Raw genomic sequence first — 22420 nt, forward strand, 5'->3', positions numbered from 1 at the left:
TGCAGTACAAATATTATGTGTATCTTTGCGTAATCTGGAAATATGCCGCGCTGATTCAGCTAGTAGGGGCCGGTTGAAACAGCCCACTCGGAGCCGCAATGCTGCGGCCCCGAGTGAGGTAGGAAGGTGCTGCGGTTACCTCACGCCAGATCAAACCGATCCGCGTTCATCACCTTGGTCCAGGCGGCGACGAAGTCGCGCACGAACTTCTCCTTCGCATCGTCCTGGGCATAGACCTCGGCATAGGCGCGCAGCACCGAGTTGGAACCGAACACCAGGTCCACCCGCGTGGCGGTCCATTTCACCTGGCCGGTCCTGCGGTCGCGAATCTCGTAGAGATTCTTGCCCGCCGGCTTCCAGGTGTTGGCCATGTCGGTCAGGTTGACGAAGAAATCATTCGTCAGCGCGCCGACGCGGTCGGTGAACACGCCATGCTTCGCGCCGCCATGGTTGGCGCCCAGCACGCGCAGTCCGCCGACCAGCACGGTCATTTCCGGCGCGGTCAGCCCCATGAGCTGGGTGCGGTCGAGCAGCAGCTCTTCCGCGCTCACGGCATAGTCCTCCTTCTGCCAGTTGCGGTAGCCGTCATGGATCGGCTCCAGCACCGCGAACGAGTCCGCATCGGTCTGCGCGTCGCTCGCGTCGCCGCGGCCGGGCGCAAAGGGCACGGTGATGGTCTCGAAGCCTGCCGCTTTCGCCGCCTGTTCGATGCCCACATTGCCGGCCAGCACGATGGTATCGGCGAGGCTGGCGCCGCTGTCACGCGCAATGGCCTCCAGCACGCCGAGCACCTTGCTGAGCCGCTTGGGCTCGTTGCCGGCCCAGTCCTTCTGCGGGGCCAGCCGGATGCGCGCGCCGTTGGCGCCGCCGCGCATATCCGAACCACGATAGGTGCGCGCGCTGTCCCAGGCGGTGCTGACCAGCTCGGCGATGCTTAAGCCGCTGGCGGCGATGCGCGTCTTCACATGGCCGATGTCGTACTGCGTGCTGCCGGCCGGGATCGGGTCCTGCCAGATCAGGTCTTCCCGGGGCACGTCGGGGCCCTGATAGCGCACCTTCGGGCCCATGTCGCGATGGGTCAGCTTGAACCAGGCGCGGGCGAAGACATCCGAGAAATACGCCTGGTCCTTGGCGAAGCGCTCGGAGATTTTCCGGTAGGCCGGATCGACTTTCATCGCCATGTCGGCATCGGTCATGATCGGCATGCAGCGGATGCCGGGGTCTTCCACATCCACCGGCATGTCTTCCGGTTTGATATTCACCGGCTGCCACTGATGCGCACCGGCCGGGCTCTTTTTCAGCTCCCACTCATAGCCGAGCAGCAGCTTGAAATAGCCGTTGTCCCATTTGGTGGGATGCGTGGTCCAGGCGCCCTCCAGGCCGCTGGTGACGGTGTCGCGACCGATGCCACGGCTGGTCTTGTTGAGCCAGCCCAGCCCCTGGTCTTCCACCGGGCCGTCTTCCGGGCTGGGGCCGAGTTTCGCCGCATCGCCGTTGCCATGGGTCTTGCCGACCGTGTGGCCGCCGGCGGTGAGCGCCACGGTTTCCTCATCGTCCATCGCCATGCGGGCGAAGGTGAGGCGCACATCCTGCGCGGTGCGCAGCGGATCGGGCTTGCCGCCGACGCCTTCGGGGTTGACGTAGATCAGGCCCATCTGCACGGCGGCCAGCGGATTGGCCAGCGACTGGCGGTCGTCGCCGTCATAGCGGTCGGAACCCAGCCATTCCTTTTCGGCGCCCCAGTAGACGTCTTTCTCGGGGTGCCAGATATCGGCGCGGCCGAAACCGAAGCCGAAGGTTTTCAGGCCCATGGATTCATAGGCGATGGTGCCGGCCAGGATGATCAGGTCGGCCCAGCTGATGCGGTTGCCGTATTTCTTCTTGATCGGCCAGAGCAGGCGGCGCGCCTTGTCGAGATTGGCGTTGTCGGGCCAGGAATTCAGCGGCGCGAACCGCTGGTTGCCGGTGCCGCCGCCGCCACGGCCATCGGCCATGCGGTAGGATCCGGCGGCATGCCAGGCCATGCGGATCATCAAGCCGCCGTAATGGCCCCAGTCGGCCGGCCACCAGTCCTGGCTGGTGGTCATCAGCGCGGTGAGGTCGGCCTTCAGCGCGGCGACATCGAGCTTGCGCAGCTCGTCGCGATAGCTGAAGCCGCGGCCGAGCGGATCGGTCTTGGTATCGTGCTGGTGCAGGATGTCGAGGTTCAGCGCGTTGGGCCACCAGTTGGTGACGGTGGTGCCCGCGGCCGTGACCCCGCCGTGCATCACGGGGCATTTGCCTTCACTCATGGCGTCTCTCCTGTTTCGGTTGTCCGGGTCAGCCGGCCGCCGGCGGCGCGCAGGCCTGACTGTAGCGACGTTACTGCCGCGCTACTCAGAGAGGAAATTGATTATAATGGTGATTGTGATCGGTTTATCCGATCATGCGGCGAGACGGCTTACGCCAGCGTCTTCTCGAAAAACGCCAGCCGCTCCGGCAGGTCGTCGGGGTCGGTGTAATAGGGCGCGATGCGGGTGAAGCCGGTGCCGACGAACAGCCGCATCGCCTCGACCTGGCGCAGGCTGCAATCCAGCCGCAGGCGGCGATGCCCGAGCGCCCGCGCCGTGGCGATCATCCGTTCGGTCAGCAGGCGGCCGATGCCGAGGCCGCGACAGGTGAGCGGCACGAACAGCCGCTTCAGCTCGCACAGGCCATCGCCCAGGCCGCGCAGCGCCACGCAGCCCGCCGCCCGGCCGCCGTTATAGGCGAGCAGCAGCGCGCCTTTCTGTTGCGTCGCATAGGCGCCGGGCAGGCCGGCCAGTTCGGCCTCGAAATGCTGCGGCGCGAACCAGCGGTCGGTGAGGGCATCGTCCTCGGCATGGCATTCGCGGTGCCAGGCCAGGTTGGCGCGCATCAGCGCGCGCACCTCGTTGAGCTGCGTCGGCGTCGCCGCCGGCAGGATGGTGGCGGCCGGACGGGTGCCGGTACGAAGCAGCGTGGCGGGACGGACAACACTCATGATGCGGCACCAGCCTAGCACAGCGGGCGTAGCCCTGCGCTAATCCCGCGGGGTTAGGGCCTGCCCGGCGGTTACGGGGGTGCGTGCCGCCGGGCAGGGTGGGTTCGGCCCCGCATCGCTGCGGGACCGACAGGGGCCGTGGCCGCTTTGGCCGGCGGCTATTCCGGGATGGCGATGCCGCTGCCGCCGAGTTCGGCCGGGAAGTCTTTCAGCTTCGGCAGGCCGTCTTTCATCGGCAGCACGGTTTCGGCGTAGTTCACATGCACGCCGGGCGCGAAGGCCAGGCTGGGCAGGATGGCGGCATAGACATCGACGAGGCCGAAGCCGGGATGGCCGGTCATCACATGGCCGCCGCAGGCGGTGCAGAACTGGCGGTCGCTTTTTTCCGTCTTCATGAAGCGGGCGAGGAACTGCTGCCCTTTGGTCACCCGGACATTGCCGGGCTTCCACAGCGTGAAGGCATTCACCGGGCCGGCCGACCAGGCGCGGCAGGAGGCGCAGTGGCAGTAGCCCATGGCTTCGGGTTCGCCGGTGGCTTCGATCTCGACGGCGCCGCAGAAGCAGGCGCCCGTATGGGTCGTGGTCATGGATATGGTCCTGACAGTCGTTGCGTGGATGCGGTGAGGGGAACGGCGCAGCGCGGCTGCGCGGTCGTCACGTCGACATGCGGTCTGATCGCCTTTCCTGGTCCCCTGTCCTCATCGTCACGCCGGCGCGGGCCCTGAACCGCTTGCGGCCTGTCTGTGCGGCTGTTGAGTCTCGATGCCCGCCAGCACGGATTCGAAGGCGGCCAGCACCATCGCCTTGCGCTCCATCGCCCAGCCGACGAAGGTGCCGCCCTCCAGCGTGCTGAGCAGCAGCAGCGCGAGATGGCCGGGCGCGGCGCGCGTCGCCAGTTCGCCGGCGGCGCGGCCGTCCTCCAGCACGCCGCCGAGCCAGTCGAGATGCAGCTGGAAGAAGGCCTGGATCGGGCCATGCATGGCGATCGGCAGCGCCGACCGCTCGGCCGAGAGCGCGCCGCAATAGGGCAGCATGCCCTGTTCGAAGCCGGCGAGGAAAAGCTGGGCATAGGCGCGCAGCCGGGCGCCGGCGGTGGCATGCCGCGCGAGGATGCGATCGAGCGCCGCCCGGAAGCGCGTCACGTAATCCTCGGTCAGCTGCAGCACGAGGTCTTCCTTGGCCGGGAAATAGTAGTGGATGCTGGCCTTGGTGACGCCGATCCGCCCGGCCAGGTCGGCATAGGAGAAGGCGGCATAGCCGCGGGTGCGGATCAGCACCTCGGCTTCCTGCAGGATGATCTGGCGGGTGTGCGAATTCATGGTTGTCGACTTACCAACTGGTAGGTAAGAGAGTCGATGGGGATCGTGACACCCTCACAGGGTTGTGATGCCGGCGGCGGAGTCGCTCGTAACGTGCAGGGCCTGCAGCGGGGCCGGGCGACTGGACGGCGGCGCCGGACCCGCTATTCAGACTGAAGGGCCTGCAGTGAACCGAGGCGGCATGGACGACAGCGGCACAGGAGCACGACGAGGGCACGGCCGCGCGCTGGCGCTGCTGGTGGTGGCCGAGTTTTTCGGCACCTCGCTGTGGTTCTCCTCCAATGCCGCCGCCGTCGAGCTGCAGGCGCTGCTCCGCCTCTCGGCCGGCGATATCGGCTGGCTCACCAATGCCGTGCAGGCCGGCTTCATCGCCGGCACGCTGCTGATCGCGCTCAGCGGCCTGGCCGACCGCTTCCGCGCCAGCCGCATCTTCTTCGTGAGCTGCCTGGCGGGCGCCGCCGCCAATGCCGTCTTCCTGCTCGCCTGGCGCGATTTCGGCGCGGCACTGGCGCTGCGCTTCGTCGTCGGGCTGGCGCTGGCCGGCATCTATCCGATCGGCATGAAACTGGTGATCGGCTGGACGCGCGGCCATACCGGCGGCACGCTGGCCTTGCTGGTCGGCATGCTGGTGCTCGGCACGGCGTTGCCGCATGGCATTCGCGGCGCCGGCGCGGGACTCTCCTGGGAAGTCGCAGTCGGCGCCGCCTCGGGGCTGGCGCTGCTCGGCGGCGTCGCGGTGCTGTGGCTCGGCGACGGGCCGTATCTGACGCGCGGGCCGGCAAAAGCTCTCAGTGCCACGCTGAGCACCGGGGCAGTCTTGCTCGCCTTCCGCCGCCGCGATTTCCGCGCCGCCGCGCTCGGCTATTTCGGCCATATGTGGGAGTTGTATGCCTTCTGGACGATTGTGCCGTTTCTGCTGCTGCTGGCGCGGCCGCAGCTTGCAGCGGCCGAGGTGTCGCTGCTGAGTTTCTGCATCATCGGCATCGGCGCGGCGGGCTGTGTCCTCGGCGGCGCTCTGAGCGGCAAGCTGGGCAGCGCGCGGGTGGCGGCGCTGGCGCTCGCCACATCGGGCGTGCTCTGCCTGCTGTATCCGCTGCTGGCCGATGCGGCCGCAGCCTGGCCGCTGCTGCTGGCGGCGCTGTTGCTCTGGGGCCTCGCCGTGGTGGCGGACTCGCCGCAATTCTCGTCGCTGTCGGGCCGGGCTTGTCCGCCCGAGGCGGTGGGCAGCGCGCTGGCGATCCAGAATGCCATCGGCTTCGCCATCACCACGGCGGCGATCGCGCTCGCCACGCAGCTGCTGCCGGTGCTGGGCGCCTGGGTCGGGCTGCTGCTGCTGCCGGGGCCGCTGCTCGGTCTGCTCGGGCTGGCGCCCCTGTTGCGGCGCGCGGAAGTCCGCTAGATTCGGCCAATCATCGCACAGGAAATCCCGCCATGCTCACCGTCCACCACCTGAACAATTCCCGTTCGCAGCGCGTGCTCTGGCTGCTGGAGGAGCTGGCTGTGCCGTATAAAGTCGTGCGCTACGAGCGCGACCGCGCCACCATGCGCGCGCCGGCCGAGCTGCAGAAGATCCATCCGCTCGGCAAGTCGCCGGTGATCGAGACCGAGGAGGGCGACCGGTTCGCCGAAACCGGCGCGATCATCGAATACCTGATTGAACGCTACGACACCGGCCGCCTGCTGGTGCCGCCGCCGGGCACGCCGGAGCGCCGGCAATGGACCTACTGGCTGCATTACGCCGAAGGATCGGCCATGCCGCTGCTGCTGCTCAAACTGGTCTTCATGCGCATGCCGCATGGCGTGCCCTTCTTCCTGCGGCCGCTGGTGAAGAAGATCGCGCGCACGGCGCAGGCCAAGGTGACCGATCCGCAGCTCAGCCAGCACATGCTGTACTGGGCCGATGCGCTGCGCCAGGGCAACGGCTGGTTCGCCGGCAAGGCCTTCAGCGCCGCCGACATCATGATGAGCTTCCCGCTCGAGGCCGCCGCCGCCCGCATCGGCCTGGGCGAGGGCCACGGCCCGATCAAGGATTTCCTCGAACGCATCCATGCGCGGCCGGCCTTCCTGCGCGCGCTGGACACCGGCGGGCCGTACGAACTGCTGCGCTAGACTTTCTCCGGAGTGACCGAGGGTATTCGTCGCGGCACCGGTTGACCGGTCCGGGCGTTGTCCTAGCTCACCGGCAGTACAGCCGCAGGAGGGAGACATGACCACAGCAACGACCGCAGCCGGCGTGACGGCAACGGCGGAAGCCAGGGTGGGAGGGCGTGTGCGGCGCGAGCCGGGACCGGACCATCCGATCGCACTCGCCGACTATCCCGGCCGGGTGCGCGTCACCTTCAACGGCCGGCTGGTCGCCAACAGCGCGCGGGCCGTGAAACTGCAGGAAGCGGATTACCCGCCAGTCTATTATATCCCGCGCGCGGACTGCGCCTGGGCGTATTTCACGCCGGGCGATCATACCAGTTACTGCCCCTACAAGGGCGAGGCGGCGTATTTCACGCTGGCTGTCGATGGCCGGCGCGCGGAGAATGCGGTCTGGAGCTATGAGGATGCCTATCCGGCAGTGGCGCGGATCGCCGGGCTGGTCGCCTTCTACCCGGACCGCGTCGACCGCATCGACGCGGACTAAGGGATCGGCGTCCGGCGTCCTAGCGAATGGGCTTGAGCGGCATCGACCACGACTGCAGTGTCGCGGTCATTGCCGGCGGCGGCGCCACCTTGCGGTTCTGCAACTCGAAATATTTCTGCGGCGTATCGGCCGGCAGAAGGCCGCGCGCAATCAGCTCCATCAGCGCATGGACGCAGAGATCGAAACTGGCGAAACAGTAATGCGCGATCAGCGCCAGCTTGCGCAACTGGTCGTCGCTGTATGCCGCCAGTTCCAGCGGGTTCCTGACGTAGACGATATCGGCTTCGAGCAGCTGGTTGAACGGTTTGCGAAAATCGCCGTCGCGCTTGGTCGGCGCGATCGACCAGCGTTTCACATCCAGGAAGCAGTGCGGCGCGAAACCGTGCTGCCGCATCCACAGATCGACTTCGCCGAAACTCGGCTGGTTTTCGTACAGGCAGATGAACGAGACTTCGAGTTGCAGTGCCACGCAGTCCTTCAGCGTGCGGGTGCCGTTTTGCAGCACGCTCAGCTCCGACCCCTGGATATCCATCTTCAGCATGTCGATGGCGGGCAGGCCGGCGACATCATCCAGCCGCCTGGTGCGGATCGTCATGGTGTTGTGGATCTTGCCGAAATTTTCGAAGCCGTTGAAAAACTTCAGCGCCGTCGGATCGGGTTTGAGCAGCGAGGTCATGCCGCTGGCCTCGGCGGCGAGATACAGCGTCTGCTCGCTGCCGTCGGACAGGAAATCGGTGAAGACGGTCGCCTTGTCGCCGAAGGCCGCCCTGATCTTCTCGATCTGGCGCTCGTCGCCTTCGAAGGCATTCAGATGGCCGAGATTCTGGTCCAGCAGCTTGCGATAGGCCGGGGTTTCATTGATGCAGGACGCCCCGATATCCATGACATTGATCTGTCCGGTGAAACCCAGCAGGTCCTGCAGCGTCATCGTTTCGCCCCTAGCTCCTGATCCCCAGCGTCACCGCGATCTTCGTCTTCAGCTGGTCGGCCGAGAAGGGTTTGACGATATAGCCGTTCACCCGCGCGGCGCGCGCCGCCAGCACCAGCTCCTGGTCGGCATGGCCGGTCAGCATCAGGAAGGGCATCTGCGGGTGGTGCTCGCGCACCAGGCGCAGCAGCTCCAGCCCGTTGATGCCGGGCATGTTCCAGTCCGAGACGATCAGGTGAAACGGCTCGCGCGCCGCCGTGATCGCCTTCAGCGCTTCGGTGCCGTCGGGCACCGCCGTGACCTTGCGGATGCCGATACGCTGCAGTGTGGCGAGCGTCAGCTTGCGCGCGAAGGGTTCGTCCTCGGCCACCAGCAGCGACAGGTCGGCGAAGGTGAGCGGTGGCGGACCGGTTTCAGGCATCGCGGAGTTCGCACAGCACCGGCGTATGGTCCGATGCCTTGTCCTGGCCGCGCGGGCCGCGGTCGATCTCGCAGGATACCAGCCGGTCGGCGAGCACCGGCGAGAGCAGGAAATGGTCGATGCGCAGGCCGTTGTTGCGCGGCCAGCAGCCGGCCTGATAGTCCCAGAAGCTGTAGTCGATCTCGCGCGGATGCAGCGCGCGCCAGGCCTCGGTGAGGCCGAGGTTGCACAGCGCGCGCCAGGCGCGGCGGCTGTCGGGCGCGCAGAGCGCGTCTTCGGCGAAACCGACCGGGTCGAAGACATCGACGTCTTCCGGGCAGATGTTGAAATCGCCGGTCAGCAGGAAGGGCCGGTCGCCCTGCAGCAGGGCGATGGCGCGCTGGCGCAGGCGTTCCATCCAGCGCAGCTTGTACTCGTATTTCTCGCCTGGGCGCGGATTGCCGTTCGGCAGGTAGAGACCGCAGACCGTGATCCCGGCGATGTCGCCCTCGATATAGCGGGACTGTTCGTCGGCATCGTCGCCGGGAAGGCGGGTGCGCACGGCTTCCGGTTCGATCAGGCTGAGCAGCGCGACGCCGTTGTAGCTTTTCTGGCCATGGGTGAAGACGCGATAGCCCAAGCTTTCGAATTCCAGGCGCGGGAAATCCGCATCCTGGCATTTGATTTCCTGCAGCACGGCGACATCGGGTTTCACGTCGCGCAGCCAGCCGACCACATTGGGCAGCCGCGCCTTGACCGAATTGACATTCCAGGTGGCGAGTCTCATGGCCGGCAGTATCGGCGCATCCGCCGGCTCAGGCCAGTGCCAAGGCGGCGAGCACCGCATCGGTGGCGACCACCCGGGCATATTCGCCGTCCATATTCGCCAGGCTCATAGCATGCACCGTGGCGGCATCCTGCAGCACGCCGCGCCAGTCCCGGCGCGCGAAGGCGAAGCAGGCATCCTCCGCCAGCCAGGTGTCGAAGCCGAGATTGCCGGCCATGCGCACCGTGGCCTCCACCGAGTTGTTGGTGACGACGCCGGCGATCACCAGCGCGGCGATACCCTGCCGGCGCAGGTCGTCGGCCAGCGTGGTGCCGATGAAGGCGCTGTTGGTGCGCTTGGGCAGAACGGTTTCGCCGGGCAGCGGCGCGACCTCGGGCTTGAAGTCGTTGCCGGGCTGGCCGGGGCGATAGGCGGAGTCGGCGAGGACGGAATCATGCCGCACATGGATGATCGGCTGGCCGGCCTGGCGCCAGGTGGCCAGCAGGCGGGCCGCATTGGCTTCGGCCTGCGGATTGTTGCGCGGGCCTTCGACGGCGTGATAGGGCGCGTCGATGGCCTTCTGCAGGTCGATGATCAGCAGGGCCGCGGGTCGCGGCACTCGGGGCAGTCGGGACAGGGCAGGCAACGGCAGGGCCGCGTCAGACCGCGAAGGAGTTGCCGCAGCCGCAGCTGCTGGAGGCGAGCGGGTTGTTGATGCGGAAGCCGGCGCCGGACAGATCCTCGACGAAATCCAGTTCCGAACCGCGCAGGTAGTCCAGCGACACGGTATCGACCAGCAGGCGGGCGCCGTCGCGGCTGATCACCACGTCATCGGCGGTCGCGTCGGCATCGAGGGTGAAGCTGTACTGGAAACCGGAGCAGCCGCCGCCCGAGACGCTGATGCGCAGGCCGAGCGCCGGATTGCCCTCCGACTCGGCCACTTTCAGGATGCGCCGGGCCGCCGACGCGGTCAGACCGACCGGGTCGCCATTGAAGGTCGCCGGGGGCTGAACAGGAACGGTCTGGGTCGCGGTCTCGGTCATCTGCTGTTTACGCTTGGTTTACCAATAATTTGCCACATTCGATCAGCAATTTAGGGGCTTACGCGCGGAAGTCAATTTCGGAACACCCCGGAACGCCCGCGCCACGTTGCGGCAGGACTGTCATATGGCTACTTTCCGCCCCCTGTAAGGGGCAGTCCGCCCGGTATTTCGAGAAAAGTCTTGCCGAGATGAACGTTTTTACCGAATTCCGCCGCGATGTGATGCGGGCCGTCGAGAACCTGTCCCTGCCGGGCGAGTTGCCGCTCAAGGCCGTGACGGTGGAACCGCCGCGCGATCCGGCCCATGGCGACCTGGCCACCAATGTGGCCATGGTGATCGCCAAGCCGGCCGGGATGGCGCCGCGCGTGCTGGCCGACAAGCTGAAGCCGCTGCTGGAAGCCAATCCGCATGTCGCCGCCGTGGAGATCGCCGGGCCGGGCTTCATCAACCTGCGGCTCAAGCCGGATTACTGGCAGCGCCAGGTCAGCACCATCGTCAATGCCGGCAAGGCTTATGGCGACAGCGCGCTGGGGCAGGGCGTGAAGGTCAATGTCGAATACGTCTCGGCCAATCCGACCGGACCGATGCATGTCGGCCATTGCCGCGGCGCCGTGTTCGGCGATGCGCTGGCCGCCCTGCTGCACAAGGCCGGCTTCGACGTTGCCCGCGAATACTACATCAACGATGCCGGCGCCCAGGTGGATGTGCTGGCGCGCTCGGCGCATCTGCGCTATCGCGAGGCGCTGGGCGAAAGCATCACCATCCCCGAGGGCCTGTATCCCGGCGATTACCTGAAGCCGCTGGGCCAGCATCTGGCGCAGAAATACGACGCGAAATACCAGACCGCGCCGGAAGCCGACTGGCTTGTCCTGTTCCGCAAGGAAGCCACCGAGGCGATGATGGACATGATCCGCGACGATCTCGCCGCGCTGAACATCCATCATGCCGTCTTCACCTCGGAAAAGGCGCTGCATGAGAGCGGCGCGGTGCAGACCGCCTTCGATCGCCTGCAGCAGCGCGACCTGATCTATACCGGCGTGCTGGAGCCGCCGAAGGGCAAGCTGCCCGAGGATTACGAAACGCGGCCGCAGGCGCTGTTCAAGGCCAGCGCATTCGGCGACGATGCCGACCGGCCGCTGAAGAAATCCGATGGGTCGTGGACCTATTTCGGCGCCGACATCGCCTATCACGATGACAAATATCGCCGCGGCTTCAGCCAGATGATCGACGTCTGGGGCGCCGATCATGGCGGCTACGTCAAACGCATGAAGGCCGCCGTGAAGGCGCTGTCGGACGGCGAGGCGGAGCTGGACGTCAAGCTGGTCCAGATGGTCAACCTGATGGACGGCGGCGAGCCGGTGAAGATGTCCAAGCGCGCCGGCACGTTCGTCACGCTGCGCGACGTGGTGGATGAAGTGGGCAAGGATGTCGTGCGCTTCATCATGCTGACGCGCAAGAACGATGCCCAGCTCGATTTCGATTTCAAGAAGGTGACAGAACAGTCCAAGGACAATCCGGTCTTCTATGTGCAATATGCCCATGCGCGCATCTGCTCGGTGCTGCGCAATGCGAAGACCGAAGTGCCCGCTGTGGATACGACGGATGGCGCCCTGGCCGGGGCGGATATGACGAAGTTGTCACACCCGGCCGAGCTCTCCCTGATCAAGCTGCTGTCATCCTGGCCGCGGCTGGTCGATTCGGCCGCCGAGGCGCATGAACCGCATCGTGTGGCGTTTTTCCTGCAGGATGTGGCGGCGGCTTTCCACGGCCTGTGGAATGTGGGCCGCGACGATACCGGCATGCGCTTCCTGTTGCCCGAGGATATCGAACTGACCCGGGCGCGGCTGGCGATGCTGCGTGCCGTGGCGATGGTGATTGCTTCGGGCCTGGCCGTGATGGGCGTGACGCCCGTCGAAGAGATGAGGTGAGACCATGAGCGACCTGCGCGGCGACCGTAACATGCGTCCGGTTCCTGGCGAGTCCGCCAATCCCGGCATGCGCAGCCCGAAACGCCTGATCACCGCGGGCATCGCGCTCGGCGCGGTGGCTGCCTTCGGCATCGGCATCTGGTTTGCCTATGACCAGGGCGTGAAGCGCGGCGCTTCGGGTGCGCCGCCGCTGATCCGCGCCGACCAGGGGCCGGCCAAGGTGGCGCCGGAAAATCCCGGCGGCATGCAGGTGCCGAACCAGGACAAGCAGATCTACGAGCGTCTGCCGGGCAATTCGCCGGCTGGCAACACGGCGGGGACCGAAAAGCTGCTGCCGCCGCCGGAGCGGCCGACCGCAACCCCGACTCAGCCCGGCGTGGCGACCTCGCCGGCCGTGAATGTGCCGACGCGACCGGTGCAGACCGTACCCAACCAGTCGCCGAACCGCACGGACGCACCCAGCCCGGCGCCGATCCCGCCGGCGCCCGCTGCACCGGGCCAGCCGCAGCCGGTGGCGCCGCGCACGGCAACCACACCGGCAACGCCGGCACCGGCGGCCCAGACTCCTGCACCGGCGCCGGCCGCGCGCAGCGTCACGGCGACGCCCGGCGGCAGCGCCAAGATCCAGCTGGCCTCGCTGAAGGACCAGGCGGCGGCGACCGCGACCTGGAACCAGCTGCAGAAGAAATTCCCTGACGTGCTGGGCGGCCTGCAGCCGTCCTATGAGAAGGTCGAGATCGCCAACAAGGGCACGTTCATCCGCCTGCAGGCCGGTCCGCTGAAGGATCGTGCCGAAGCGACGGCCATCTGCAGCACGCTCGCTGCGAAGAACCAGGGCTGCATCGTTGTCGGACGTTAAAACAGTAGACTGGGGCACCTATGCGCCCGTCGTGGTGGGCTGCGCCGGCCCGCAGCTGACGGCGGAGGAGCGTGTGCTGTTCGGCGTGCGCAAGCCGCTGGGCCTGATCCTGTTTGCGCGCAACATCGTCGATCCCGCGCAGGTGAAGGCGCTGGTCGCCGATTTCCGCGCCATCGTCGGCAATGTTTACGCGCCGGTGCTGATCGACCAGGAGGGCGGTCGCGTCGCCCGCCTGAAGCCGCCGCACTGGCCGGCCTTTCCGCGTGGCGCCGTGTTCGGCCAGATGTATACCCGCGATCCGGCGGTTGCCGAGGAAGCCGCCTACCTGAACTATCGCTGGATCGGCGCCGAACTGGCGGCGCTGGGCATCGATGTTGATTGCGCCCCGGTGGCCGACCTGCCGGTGGAAGGCGCCCATGACGTGATCGGCGACCGCGCCTATGGCCGCGATGCCGATACTGTCAGCCTGATCGCCGAAGCGGTGATGCGTGGCCTGGCCGATGCCGGCGTGATGCCGGTGGTGAAGCACATTCCCGGCCATGGCCGCTCGCATACCGACAGCCACCTGGACCTGCCGGTGGTGGATACGCCGGCCGAACTGCTGGAGGCCAGCGACCTGCTGCCGTTCGTCGCCCTGCGCCATGCGCCCTGGGCGATGACCGCGCATATCGTCTACACCGCCTATGATGCCGTGCTGCCGGCGACGCTGTCGTCCAACGTGATCCGGCGCGTGATCCGCGAGCGTATCGGTTTCGACGGCGTGCTGATTTCGGATGACCTGACCATGAAGGCCCTGAAGGGCAGTCCGGCAGTCACCGGCGTGGCCTCGCTGCATGCCGGCTGCGACCTGGTGCTGCATTGCTCGGGCGATCTGCCGGAAATGCAGGCCCTGCTCGCCGCCCTGCCGGCCATGACAGGCGAGGCGGCCCGGCGCGTGGCCCAGGCCCGCGCTGCCCTGCCGGCTCCCAGGCCGTTCAGCGCCGCCGAGCGCCTGCGCTATCAGAGCCTGATGGAGCAGGTGCCGGTCTGAGTCCCGCCATGATGAGCGTGCTGTACACCGTTTCCACCTGGATTCTGCCCGCCCTGCTGGCCATTACCCTGCATGAGGCAGCGCATGGTTTTGTCGCCTGGCGGCTGGGCGACGACACGGCGCAGCGCGCCGGCCGGCTGTCGCTCAATCCGCTGCGCCATGTCGATCCCATGGGCACTGTGGTGTTGCCGGCCATGCTGCTGCTGGTGAAGGCGCCGTTCCTGTTCGGCTGGGCCAAGCCGGTGCCGGTCGACATGCGCAATCTGCCGTCGCCGCGCCGCGACATGGCGCTTGTGGCCGCCGCCGGACCGGGCAGCAACCTGCTCCAGGCCTATATCGCCCTGCTGCTGTTTCACCTGCTGCCGCTGTTGGGTGATCCGGTGGGGGGCTGGGTGGCCGATAATCTGGAAAATGCCCTTCAGATCAATCTGGTATTGTGTGTTTTTAATATGATACCTGTGCCACCGCTGGATGGCGGGCGGGTGGCGGTCGGATTGCTGCCGCTGGCGCTGGCGCGTCCCTTGGCCCGGCTGGAGCGCTATGGCATGGTGATGCTGCTGATTCTGCTGCTCGCCGTGCCCTGGGTGGCCAGTCAATTCGGCATCGACTGGAACCCGCTGTTCGCGCTGATCACGCCCATTGTGAACGGGCTGGCGGGCATCCTGCTTGCGTTGTCCGGGCATGGCGGTTAACAACCCCGACCTGTTCAACGCCAGGTCCGATTAAAGAGTTTGGTCTTCAAAGGTTTAGGCAAGGATTTAAAGGCATTGACCGAAGCCGCCGAGACATCTGCACCTGCCCCGGAAACCGTTCCCGGCACCGAGCCTTTCGAGGCCGCGCATCGCGACGGCCTGGATGAAAACGGCATCCGTATCGGCGAGCAGCTCATTCTCAGCCTGGATGCCTTCGAGGGTCCGCTGGACGTGCTGCTGGTGCTGGCCCGCGAGCAGAAGGTCGATCTGCGCAAGATTTCCATTCTGGCCCTGGCCGAGCAGTATCTGAAATTCATCGCCGAGCTGCGCAAGGTTCGCATCGAGGTCGCGGCCGACTACCTGGTGATGGCCGCCTGGCTGGCCTACCTGAAGTCGCGCCTGCTGATCCCCGAACCCGAGAAGGAAGGCGAGCCGTCAGGCGCCGACATGGCCGCCCGCCTGGCTCTGCAGCTGCAGAAGCTGGAGGCGATGCGCCGCGTTGCCGAGCAGCTGATGAACCGCGACCAGGTCGGCCTCGCCATGTTCCTGCGCGGCCAGCCCGAAGGCGTGCGGGTGATCCGCAAGTCGGTTTACAACAGCACGCTCTACGAGCTGCTCAAGGCCTATGCCGAATTCCGCGCCTCCAAGGGGTCGTCGGAAGTGCTGACCATGAAGATGGCGCGGCGCCGCATCGTCTCGGTGGAAGAGGCGCTGACCCGGCTGCGCAACATGATCGGCCAGATTCCCGACTGGGCGACCCTGCAATCCTTCCTGCCGGTCGATTCCGAAGATCCCTTCACGGTGAAATCGGCGCTGGCCTCGACTTTCAATGCCAGCCTGGAGATGGCCAAGCAGGGTCTGATCGAACTCAGGCAGGTGCAGACCTTCGGTCCCATTTATATCCGCCGCGGCCAGGGCAATATGCCGGTCGAGGCCGCCAGCAATCCGGAAGAGTAAGACGTGATGCAGTCCAACGACGCACTGCCGGCCGACGACGAGCGGCTGGACGACGAAACCAAGATCATCGCTGCCGCCGGAGACGAGGCGGAGGAAGAGGCGCTTGCCGCCGGCGCCGCGCCGAAGCGCCGCGACGACGATGAGGATGATGACGGCGACGACGAAGAGTCGGACGGCGACGACGATGACTCGGACGATGACGATGACGACGATGATGATTCGGACGACGACGACGAGTCCGACGATGATGACGAGGATGATGAGGACGACGAGGATGAAGACGAGGATGAAGACGAGGAGGAGGAGCTAGAGACCGCTCCGGCTCCCGCCAGGAAGTCCCGCGCCAAGGCCGTCAAGTCGGACGAGGAAACCGCCGAGGACGAGGGCGAAGCCGCCGATGCGGGCCTGAGCGATGCCGAGAAGGAAGCCGCCTTCGCGGCCGCCATCCGCATGGCCGAGGCGCTGCTGTTCGCCGCCGCCGAGCCGCTGGACGAGGCGACCCTGCGCAAGCGTCTGCCACGCGGTACCCGGGTGCCAGCGGTGCTGGCCGCCCTGGAAGACATCTACCGCAATCGCGGTGTGGCGCTGAAGAAGGTGGCCGGCCGCTGGGCTTTCATGACCGCGCCCGACCTGCAGCATATGCTGGAAGAGCATCGCCAGGTGCAGCGCAAGCTGTCGCGCGCCGCGCTCGAGACGCTCTCGATCATCGCCTATCACCAGCCCTGCACCCGCGCCGAGATCGAAGACATCCGCGGCGTCAGCTTGAGCAAGGGCACGCTGGACCTGCTGATGGAGATCGACTGGGTCAAGGTGCGCGGCCGCCGTCGCGTGCCGGGGCGCCCGGTCACCTATGGCACCACCGATGAATTCCTGGTGCATTTCGGCCTTGAAACCGTCGATGCGCTGCCGGGCATCGAGGAACTGCGCGCCTCTGGCCTGCTGGAGGCCCTGCCGGCGTCCGGCGGCATCCCGATGCCGGGTGAATCGCTCGACGAGGCCGGCGAGGACCCGCTCGACGAGAACGATGACGGCCGCGAATTCCTCGAACCGCTGATCGACGAAGAAGCGGACGAAAAGGCTGCCAAGGAAAAGCCCTCGTCCGACGATGAGTGAGCGGTCTGCCGCTGTCCGTCCGGGTGCCGGCCTGTCGCTGACGGGCGTCAGCCACGATTACGGCCGCCGCCGCGCCGTCGACAATGTTGACTTTGACGTTGCGCCGGGCGAGATCCTCGGCCTGCTCGGCCCGTCGGGCTGCGGCAAATCGACCACGCTGCGGCTGGTCGCGGGCCTGGAAGACCTGCAGCAGGGGGAAGTGAGGATCGGCGGCGAGGTCATGGCCGGCCGCAGCATCAATATTCCCACTGAACGCCGCCAGGTCGGCATGGTGTTCCAGGATCATGCGCTGTTCCCGCACTTGAGCGTGGCGCAGAATATCGTCTTCGGCCTCGGCCATCTGCCGGCTGCCGAGCGCGCCGCCCGGATCGAGCGCTGGGGCGGGCGGCTTGGCCTGACAAACCTGCTGCAATCCTATCCGCACCATCTCTCCGGCGGCGAGCAGCAGCGCGTGGCGCTGGCTCGCGCCATGGCGCCGGAACCGCGCGTCATGCTGCTGGACGAACCCTTCTCCAGCCTGGACAGCCGGCTGCGCGACCAGATCCGCGACGAGACGGTGGAGGTGCTGAAACTGGCCGGCACCGCCACGCTGCTGGTGACGCACGACCCGGAAGAGGCCATGCGCATGGGCGACCGGATCGCCATCATGCAGGCCGGACGCATCGAACAGATCGACACGCCGGCGCGCGTCTATGCCGCCCCGGCGACGCCCTTCGTGGCCCGCTTCCTGAGCGAGACCAACGAACTGCCGGTGCGGGTGAGCGGCGGCGCGGTGGATACGCCGTTCGGCCGGCTGCCGGCGCCGGCCCGGATCGCCGAAGGCAGCGCGGCGCTGCTGATGTTCCGGCCGGAAGCCCTGCAGGAATCCCAGCCGGGGCAGGGGGTGGCCGCCGTCACCGTGGAACGGGCCATGGCGCTCGGCGCCTACCGCCGGCTCGAAGTCGGGGTGGCGGGCCAGCGCTTTGCCGCCCGTCTGCCGGCCGGACCGCTGCCGGCCAGCGGCGCGGTGCTGCATTTCGGGCTTAACCCGGATTTCTGCTTCGTTTTTCCAGCCGCTTAGCGGCGGCGCGTCGAACGGAAGTTTGGGGGCGGAAGATTGCCTCGGCCGCACTATCTCTGCCATAGTGCGGCGCTACGGTAGCCGGGGCCCTGCGGGTCCTGACTTGAAGGAGATAAGGGTATGGGTAGCTTCAGTTTTTGGCACTGGCTGATCGTTCTGCTGGTGATCCTGATCATCTTCGGCGCCGGCAAACTGCCGAAGGTCGCCGGCGACCTGGCCTCGGGGATCAAGAATTTCCGCAAGGGCATGTCGGAAGAAGACAAGGACAAGGACAAGCCGGCCGGCGAGCCGCCGGTGATCAACCAGCAGAGTCAGCCGACCGGCGGGACCGCCACCGGCGCGCCGGCCGACAAGACCGCGCAGCATTGACTCCGGAGCGCCGGACGCTCATGCGCGCCCGGCCCACAGCAGCACGGATGGCGTAGGCGGCGATGTTCGACATTGCCTGGTCGGAACTTGGAGTGATCGCGGTGGTGGCGCTGGTCGTCATCGGCCCGAAGGACCTGCCCAAGGTGCTGCGCACCATCGGGCAATGGACTTCGAAGGCGCGATCCATGGCGCGCGAATTCCAGAGCGGCATCGACGACATGGTGCGTGAGGCCGATCTGGACGAGTTGCGCAAGGCCGCGAAACAGGTCAGCGATTTTTCCATCGAGAATGAAGTGAAAAAGACCTTCGATCCCGACGGCTCGCTGGAAAAGCAGTTCACCGAGCATAACCAGGCGATCATGGATGCCACGTCTGATCTGAAGGGCGAGACGACGACGACCAGGATCGCCGATCCGGGGCCGGACGCGGCACCTGCCGAGCCGGCCAATCCGGTTGTGGTTGAAGCGCCGGCCGTAGAGACTCCCGCTGCCGCGACGCCTGAGGTCGACAAGACCGGGACCAAGTCGTGAGCGACGCACAGACCGAGGCCAAGAGACCGGAAGACGAGGTCGAAGCCTCCCGCATGCCGCTGCTCGATCATCTGGTCGAACTGCGCAATCGCCTGATGTACTCGATCGGCGCCATCTTCATCGCCTTCGTGATCTGCTATTTCTTCGCCGGCCAGATCTACAACATCCTGATGCATCCGCTGGTCGAGGCGCTCGGCACCGAAGGTCGCCGCATGATCTTCACGGCGCCGCAGGAAGCTTTCTTCACCCAGGTTCGCCTGGCCTTCTGGGCGGCGGCGCTGCTCAGCTTCCCGGTGATCGCCACCCAGGTGTGGATGTTTGTGGCGCCCGGCCTGTACAAACACGAGAAGAAGGCCTTCATGCCCTTCCTCGTCGCAACCCCGGTGCTGTTCGCCATCGGCGGCAGCTTCGTCTACTACTTCATCATGCCGCTGGCGCTGAAATTCTTCGCCGGCTTCGAGACGGTGGGTGGCGACGGCGTGCTGCCGATCCAGCTCGAAACCAAGGTCAGCGAATATCTCTCGCTGGTGATGACGCTGATTTTCGCCTTCGGCATCGCCTTCGAGCTGCCGGTGCTGCTGACCCTGCTCGGCCGCGTCGGCATCGCCAGTTCGGCCGGTCTGGCCGCCAAGCGCAAATATGCCATCGTCGCGATGTTCGTGTTTGCCGCGGTGGTCACGCCGCCGGATGTGATCAGCCAGGTCGGCCTCGCCGTGCCGCTGATCCTGCTTTACGAAATTTCCATCCTTTCGGTGAAAATGATCGAACGCGACCGCGCCAAGCGCGAGGCCGCGGAAAAGGCGGCCGAGGACGCGGAAAACAAGACAGAACCGGCGAAAGAAGAGCCCTATACGCCGCCAGCGCCCTGAAGGCGGCGCCCTGAAGGTAACGCGTCATGCATGACATTAAACTGATCCGGGACAATCCGGAGGCTTTTGAAGCTGCACTACGGCGCCGCAGTCAAAGTTATTCGGGAATAGCTCAAAAACTAATTGATATAGATAAAGAGCGGCGTGAAACACAAACGCTGTTAGATGAGCTTAAATCTCGTAAGAATGCTATTTCGAAAGAAATTGGTATTGCTAAAAGCAAAAAAGACGAAGCTCTAGCAAATGAGTTGCTGAAAAAAGCAGATATTGAAAGAGCAATTAACGATACCCTTGAGGCAAAGCTCAGTTCGCTCGAAACTAAACTAAAAGATGAACTTTCAAGGTTACCGAATCTTCCATTTGATGAAGTACCAGATGGCGTAGACGAAAAGTCCAATGAACTTGCCAAGAATAAAGACGGCACTCCTAGGCAATTTGGTTTAATCCGAAGCTTCTCGTATCCTCCAAAAGAGCATTTTGATCTCGGTGAAAGCCTAGGCTACATGGACTTCGCCAGCGGTGTGAAGCTGGCCGGTGCCCGCTTTACCGTACTGAGGAGTCAGCTGGCCCGGCTGGAACGTGCGCTCGGGCAATTCATGCTCGACCTGCACACCACCGAATTCGGCTATACCGAAATGCAGCCGCCGATGCTGGTGAACGATGCCACCGCCTTCGGTACCGGCCAGCTGCCGAAATTCGGCGACGACCTGTTTCGGACAATTAATTATTCATCTGTTAGAGATGAGCTAACGCGCATCCATGATGATTTTACCCAACAGGGTAAAACTATCCTTAGCGACATGGATGATTGGTTTAAGGTTCTGGAGCGTGAAGTTTTCCTCAAAAGCAATGAGGTATTGAACGATCCGCGCTTTCGCTACTGGCTGATCCCGACCGCCGAAGTGCCGCTGACGAATCTCGCGCGCGACCTGATCATCGACGAGGCTGAGCTGCCCTGGCGCTTCACCGCGCTGACGGCCTGTTTCCGCTCGGAAGCCGGCGCCGCCGGCCGCGATACGCGCGGCATGATCCGCCAGCACCAGTTCAACAAGGTGGAACTGGTCAGCATCGTCGCGCCGGAGAAATCCGTTGAGGAACACGAGCGCATGACCGAGGCGGCCGAAACCGTGCTGAAGCGGCTGGAGCTGCCGTTCCGCACCATGCTGCTCTGCGCCGGCGACATGGGCGGCGCGGCGCGCAAGACCTACGATCTGGAAGTCTGGCTGCCCGGCCAGGACCAGTATCGCGAGATTTCCTCCTGCTCGAACTGCGGCGACTGGCAGGCGCGGCGCATGAATGCGCGCTGCCGCGTCCCGGGCGAGAAGCAGACCCGTTTCGTGCATACGCTGAACGGCTCGGGTCTTGCGGTCGGCCGCGCGCTGATCGCGGTGATGGAAAACTATCAGAACGAAGACGGCAGCATCAGCGTGCCGGATGCGCTCAGGCCCTATACGGGCGGGCTGACCAAGATCGAGAAGGCGGGCAAGTAATGCGGATTCTGGTTTCCAACGACGACGGCATCCATGCCCCGGGCCTGAAAATCCTGGAGAAGATCGCGCGCTCGCTGTCGAAGGACGTGTGGGTGGTGGCGCCGGAATACGAACAGTCGGGTGCCTCGCATTCGCTGACGCTCACGCTGCCGCTGCGCCTGCGCAAGATCAATGCCCGTAAATATGCCGTGCGCGGCACCCCGACCGACTGCGTGATGATGGCGATGCACGAAATCTTCAAGGACAAGCGGCCCGACCTGCTGCTGTCCGGCATCAACCGTGGCGCCAATCTGGGCGAGGACGTGACCTATTCCGGCACCGTGGCGGTGGCGATGGAAGGCTCGCTGCTCGGCGTGCCGTCGATCGCGCTGAGCCAGTGCTTCCAGCATGGCCATCCGGTGAAATGGGCGACCGCCGAACATCACGCGCCGAAGGTGATCAAAAAGCTGATCAAATCCGGCTGGCCCCAGGATACGCTGATCAATATCAATTTCCCCGATGTGACGGCCGATGCCGTGACCGGCGTGGAAGTGGTGAAGCAGGGCAAGCGCGACCTGACCGACCTGCTGCTGGATGCGCGTGTCGATGCGCGCGGCGTGCCGTATTACTGGATCGGCTTCCGCCGCCAGAAGAACAAATCCAAGCGCCAGACCGATCTGGGCGCCACCGAGAACGGCGCCATCTCGGTGACGCCGCTGCAGCTCGACCTGACGCATGACGCCAGCATGAAGGCGTTGAAATCGGCCCTGCGCTGATCGTGGATACCCGCGTCATCCAGTTGCTGATGGAACTGCGCAAGCAGGGCATCAGTGACACCCGTGTGCTGGCGGCGATGGAACGGGTGCCGCGCGAACAGTTTGTCGCCGAGCAGTTCCTCAAACACGCTTACGACAACATCGCGTTGCCGATCACCCAGGGGCAGACGATCAGCCAGCCCTATGTGGTCGCCTATATGACCGAAGCGTTGCAGCTCGGCGACCGCATGAAGGTGCTGGAAATCGGCACCGGCTCGGGCTACCAGACCGCCGTGCTGGCCCGGCTGTGCCGGCGGGTCTACACCATCGAGCGCTATCGTTCGCTGCTGACCACCGCCGAGAAGCGGCTGGACGCGCTGAAGATCACCAATGTCGTCACCAAGCTGGGCGACGGCCACAAGGGCTGGCCGGAACAGGCGCCGTTCGACCGCGTGCTGGTCACGGCGGCGGCCGATACCCGGCCCGATGCCCTGATCGCCCAATTATCGCCCCATGGCGGCATCATGGTGGCGCCGGTGGCGGTGAATGCCACCGAACAGGATGTGATCCGCTACACCCGCGAGGGCGATGCGGTGCGCGAAGAGCGCCTGCTGCCGGTGCGTTTCGTGCCGCTGCTGCCCGGAATCGCCCGGGAAGCCGCCACCTAGCCGGCCGAACGCATTGACGGCCTGCGTTGTCG

General features: G+C 65.6%; 24 protein-coding genes and 2 pseudogenes. 17 read left to right on the forward strand and 9 right to left on the reverse strand.

Annotated elements, in window-relative coordinates; all coding sequences use genetic code 11:
* Positions 1-140 precede the first annotated feature (140 nt).
* The 4 genes from katG to OJJ21_RS22595 form a co-directional block, all read right to left on the reverse strand.
* Positions 141-2291, reverse strand: coding sequence for a catalase/peroxidase HPI (gene katG / locus OJJ21_RS22580; protein WP_297690115.1), 2151 nt, complete (start codon positions 2289-2291; stop codon positions 141-143).
* Positions 2292-2440: 149 nt separating this feature from the next.
* Entirely contained in the window at positions 2441-3001 is a 561-nt protein-coding gene (locus OJJ21_RS22585; RefSeq protein WP_297690117.1) for a GNAT family N-acetyltransferase, read from the reverse strand.
* A 158-nt stretch (positions 3002-3159) separates the two neighbouring features.
* Positions 3160-3588: a GFA family protein gene (locus OJJ21_RS22590; RefSeq protein WP_297690121.1), complete on the reverse strand. Its 429-nt coding sequence runs from the start codon at positions 3586-3588 to the stop codon at positions 3160-3162.
* A 117-nt stretch (positions 3589-3705) separates the two neighbouring features.
* Positions 3706-4320: a TetR/AcrR family transcriptional regulator gene (locus OJJ21_RS22595; protein ID WP_297690122.1), complete on the reverse strand. Its 615-nt coding sequence runs from the start codon at positions 4318-4320 to the stop codon at positions 3706-3708.
* A 181-nt stretch (positions 4321-4501) separates the two neighbouring features.
* Between OJJ21_RS22595 and OJJ21_RS22600 the strand changes: the two genes are divergently transcribed.
* From OJJ21_RS22600 to OJJ21_RS22610, 3 genes are all read left to right on the forward strand, one after another.
* Positions 4502-5719, forward strand: a complete 1218-nt coding sequence (locus tag OJJ21_RS22600; protein WP_297690123.1) for an MFS transporter — start codon at positions 4502-4504, stop codon at positions 5717-5719.
* A gap of 32 nt (positions 5720-5751) precedes the next feature.
* A complete protein-coding gene (locus OJJ21_RS22605; RefSeq protein WP_297690124.1) occupies positions 5752-6429 on the forward strand; it encodes a glutathione S-transferase in 678 nt (225 codons plus the stop codon).
* Positions 6430-6526: 97 nt separating this feature from the next.
* Positions 6527-6952 (forward strand): DUF427 domain-containing protein, encoded by a 426-nt coding sequence (locus OJJ21_RS22610; protein ID WP_297690126.1) that lies wholly within the window; start codon positions 6527-6529, stop codon positions 6950-6952.
* Positions 6953-6971: 19 nt separating this feature from the next.
* Here OJJ21_RS22610 and OJJ21_RS22615 read toward each other — a convergent pair whose 3' ends face one another.
* From OJJ21_RS22615 to erpA, 5 genes are read right to left on the reverse strand one after another with little or no spacing between them, the layout of a single operon-like run.
* Entirely contained in the window at positions 6972-7880 is a 909-nt protein-coding gene (locus OJJ21_RS22615) for an FkbM family methyltransferase (RefSeq protein ID WP_297690127.1), read from the reverse strand.
* Between the two features lie 10 nt (positions 7881-7890).
* On the reverse strand, positions 7891-8301 hold the full coding sequence (locus OJJ21_RS22620; RefSeq protein WP_297690129.1) for a response regulator: 411 nt from the start codon (positions 8299-8301) through the stop codon (positions 7891-7893).
* On the reverse strand, positions 8294-9067 hold the full coding sequence (gene xth / locus OJJ21_RS22625; protein ID WP_297690131.1) for an exodeoxyribonuclease III: 774 nt from the start codon (positions 9065-9067) through the stop codon (positions 8294-8296). The genes OJJ21_RS22620 and xth overlap by 8 nt, the downstream gene beginning before the upstream one ends.
* A gap of 28 nt (positions 9068-9095) precedes the next feature.
* Positions 9096-9665 (reverse strand): cysteine hydrolase family protein, encoded by a 570-nt coding sequence (locus OJJ21_RS22630; RefSeq protein WP_297690133.1) that lies wholly within the window; start codon positions 9663-9665, stop codon positions 9096-9098.
* A gap of 40 nt (positions 9666-9705) precedes the next feature.
* Positions 9706-10089 carry an iron-sulfur cluster insertion protein ErpA gene (gene erpA, locus OJJ21_RS22635; protein ID WP_297690135.1) on the reverse strand — a complete coding sequence of 128 codons (384 nt, stop codon included), beginning with the start codon at positions 10087-10089 and terminating at the stop codon, positions 9706-9708.
* A 188-nt stretch (positions 10090-10277) separates the two neighbouring features.
* On the opposite strand from erpA, the gene argS reads away from it, so the two are divergent.
* The 14 genes and pseudogenes from argS (at position 10278) to OJJ21_RS22705 (ending at position 22388) form a co-directional block, all read left to right on the forward strand.
* A complete protein-coding gene (gene argS, locus OJJ21_RS22640) occupies positions 10278-12017 on the forward strand; it encodes an arginine--tRNA ligase (protein WP_297690137.1) in 1740 nt (579 codons plus the stop codon).
* A 4-nt stretch (positions 12018-12021) separates the two neighbouring features.
* Positions 12022-12876: an SPOR domain-containing protein gene (locus OJJ21_RS22645; protein WP_297690139.1), complete on the forward strand. Its 855-nt coding sequence runs from the start codon at positions 12022-12024 to the stop codon at positions 12874-12876.
* Positions 12863-13906, forward strand: a complete 1044-nt coding sequence (gene nagZ / locus OJJ21_RS22650; RefSeq protein WP_297690141.1) for a beta-N-acetylhexosaminidase — start codon at positions 12863-12865, stop codon at positions 13904-13906. The genes OJJ21_RS22645 and nagZ overlap by 14 nt, the downstream gene beginning before the upstream one ends.
* An 8-nt stretch (positions 13907-13914) precedes the next feature.
* A complete protein-coding gene (locus tag OJJ21_RS22655; protein WP_297690143.1) occupies positions 13915-14598 on the forward strand; it encodes a site-2 protease family protein in 684 nt (227 codons plus the stop codon).
* 75 nt (positions 14599-14673) lie between these two features.
* Entirely contained in the window at positions 14674-15555 is an 882-nt protein-coding gene (locus tag OJJ21_RS22660) for a ScpA family protein (protein WP_297690145.1), read from the forward strand.
* A gap of 6 nt (positions 15556-15561) precedes the next feature.
* Entirely contained in the window at positions 15562-16668 is a 1107-nt protein-coding gene (scpB, locus tag OJJ21_RS22665) for an SMC-Scp complex subunit ScpB (protein ID WP_297690146.1), read from the forward strand.
* A complete protein-coding gene (locus OJJ21_RS22670; RefSeq protein WP_297690148.1) occupies positions 16661-17728 on the forward strand; it encodes an ABC transporter ATP-binding protein in 1068 nt (355 codons plus the stop codon). Before scpB ends, OJJ21_RS22670 begins: the two co-directional genes overlap by 8 nt.
* Positions 17729-17848: 120 nt before the next feature.
* Positions 17849-18097, forward strand: coding sequence for a twin-arginine translocase TatA/TatE family subunit (locus OJJ21_RS22675; RefSeq protein WP_297690150.1), 249 nt, complete (start codon positions 17849-17851; stop codon positions 18095-18097).
* 62 nt (positions 18098-18159) lie between these two features.
* On the forward strand, positions 18160-18627 hold the full coding sequence (tatB, locus tag OJJ21_RS22680; protein WP_297690152.1) for a Sec-independent protein translocase protein TatB: 468 nt from the start codon (positions 18160-18162) through the stop codon (positions 18625-18627).
* Positions 18624-19496 (forward strand): twin-arginine translocase subunit TatC, encoded by an 873-nt coding sequence (gene tatC / locus OJJ21_RS22685; RefSeq protein ID WP_366093604.1) that lies wholly within the window; start codon positions 18624-18626, stop codon positions 19494-19496. Before tatB ends, tatC begins: the two co-directional genes overlap by 4 nt.
* A gap of 26 nt (positions 19497-19522) precedes the next feature.
* Positions 19523-19843, forward strand: a pseudogene (locus tag OJJ21_RS22690) (serine--tRNA ligase); the annotation flags it as partial.
* A 534-nt stretch (positions 19844-20377) separates the two neighbouring features.
* Positions 20378-20986 (forward strand): annotated as a pseudogene (gene serS / locus OJJ21_RS22695) (serine--tRNA ligase); the annotation flags it as partial.
* Positions 20986-21741: a 5'/3'-nucleotidase SurE gene (gene surE / locus OJJ21_RS22700; RefSeq protein ID WP_297690154.1), complete on the forward strand. Its 756-nt coding sequence runs from the start codon at positions 20986-20988 to the stop codon at positions 21739-21741. The pseudogene serS and the gene surE, both read left to right, overlap by 1 nt.
* The gene (locus tag OJJ21_RS22705; RefSeq protein WP_297690271.1) at positions 21738-22388 is read left to right on the forward strand and encodes a protein-L-isoaspartate(D-aspartate) O-methyltransferase; all 651 of its coding nucleotides are present in this window, start codon (positions 21738-21740) and stop codon (positions 22386-22388) included. The genes surE and OJJ21_RS22705 overlap by 4 nt, the downstream gene beginning before the upstream one ends.
* Positions 22389-22420 lie beyond the last annotated feature (32 nt).

Source organism: Ferrovibrio sp. (assembly GCF_025869515.1).
Lineage (GTDB): Bacteria > Pseudomonadota > Alphaproteobacteria > Ferrovibrionales > Ferrovibrionaceae > Ferrovibrio.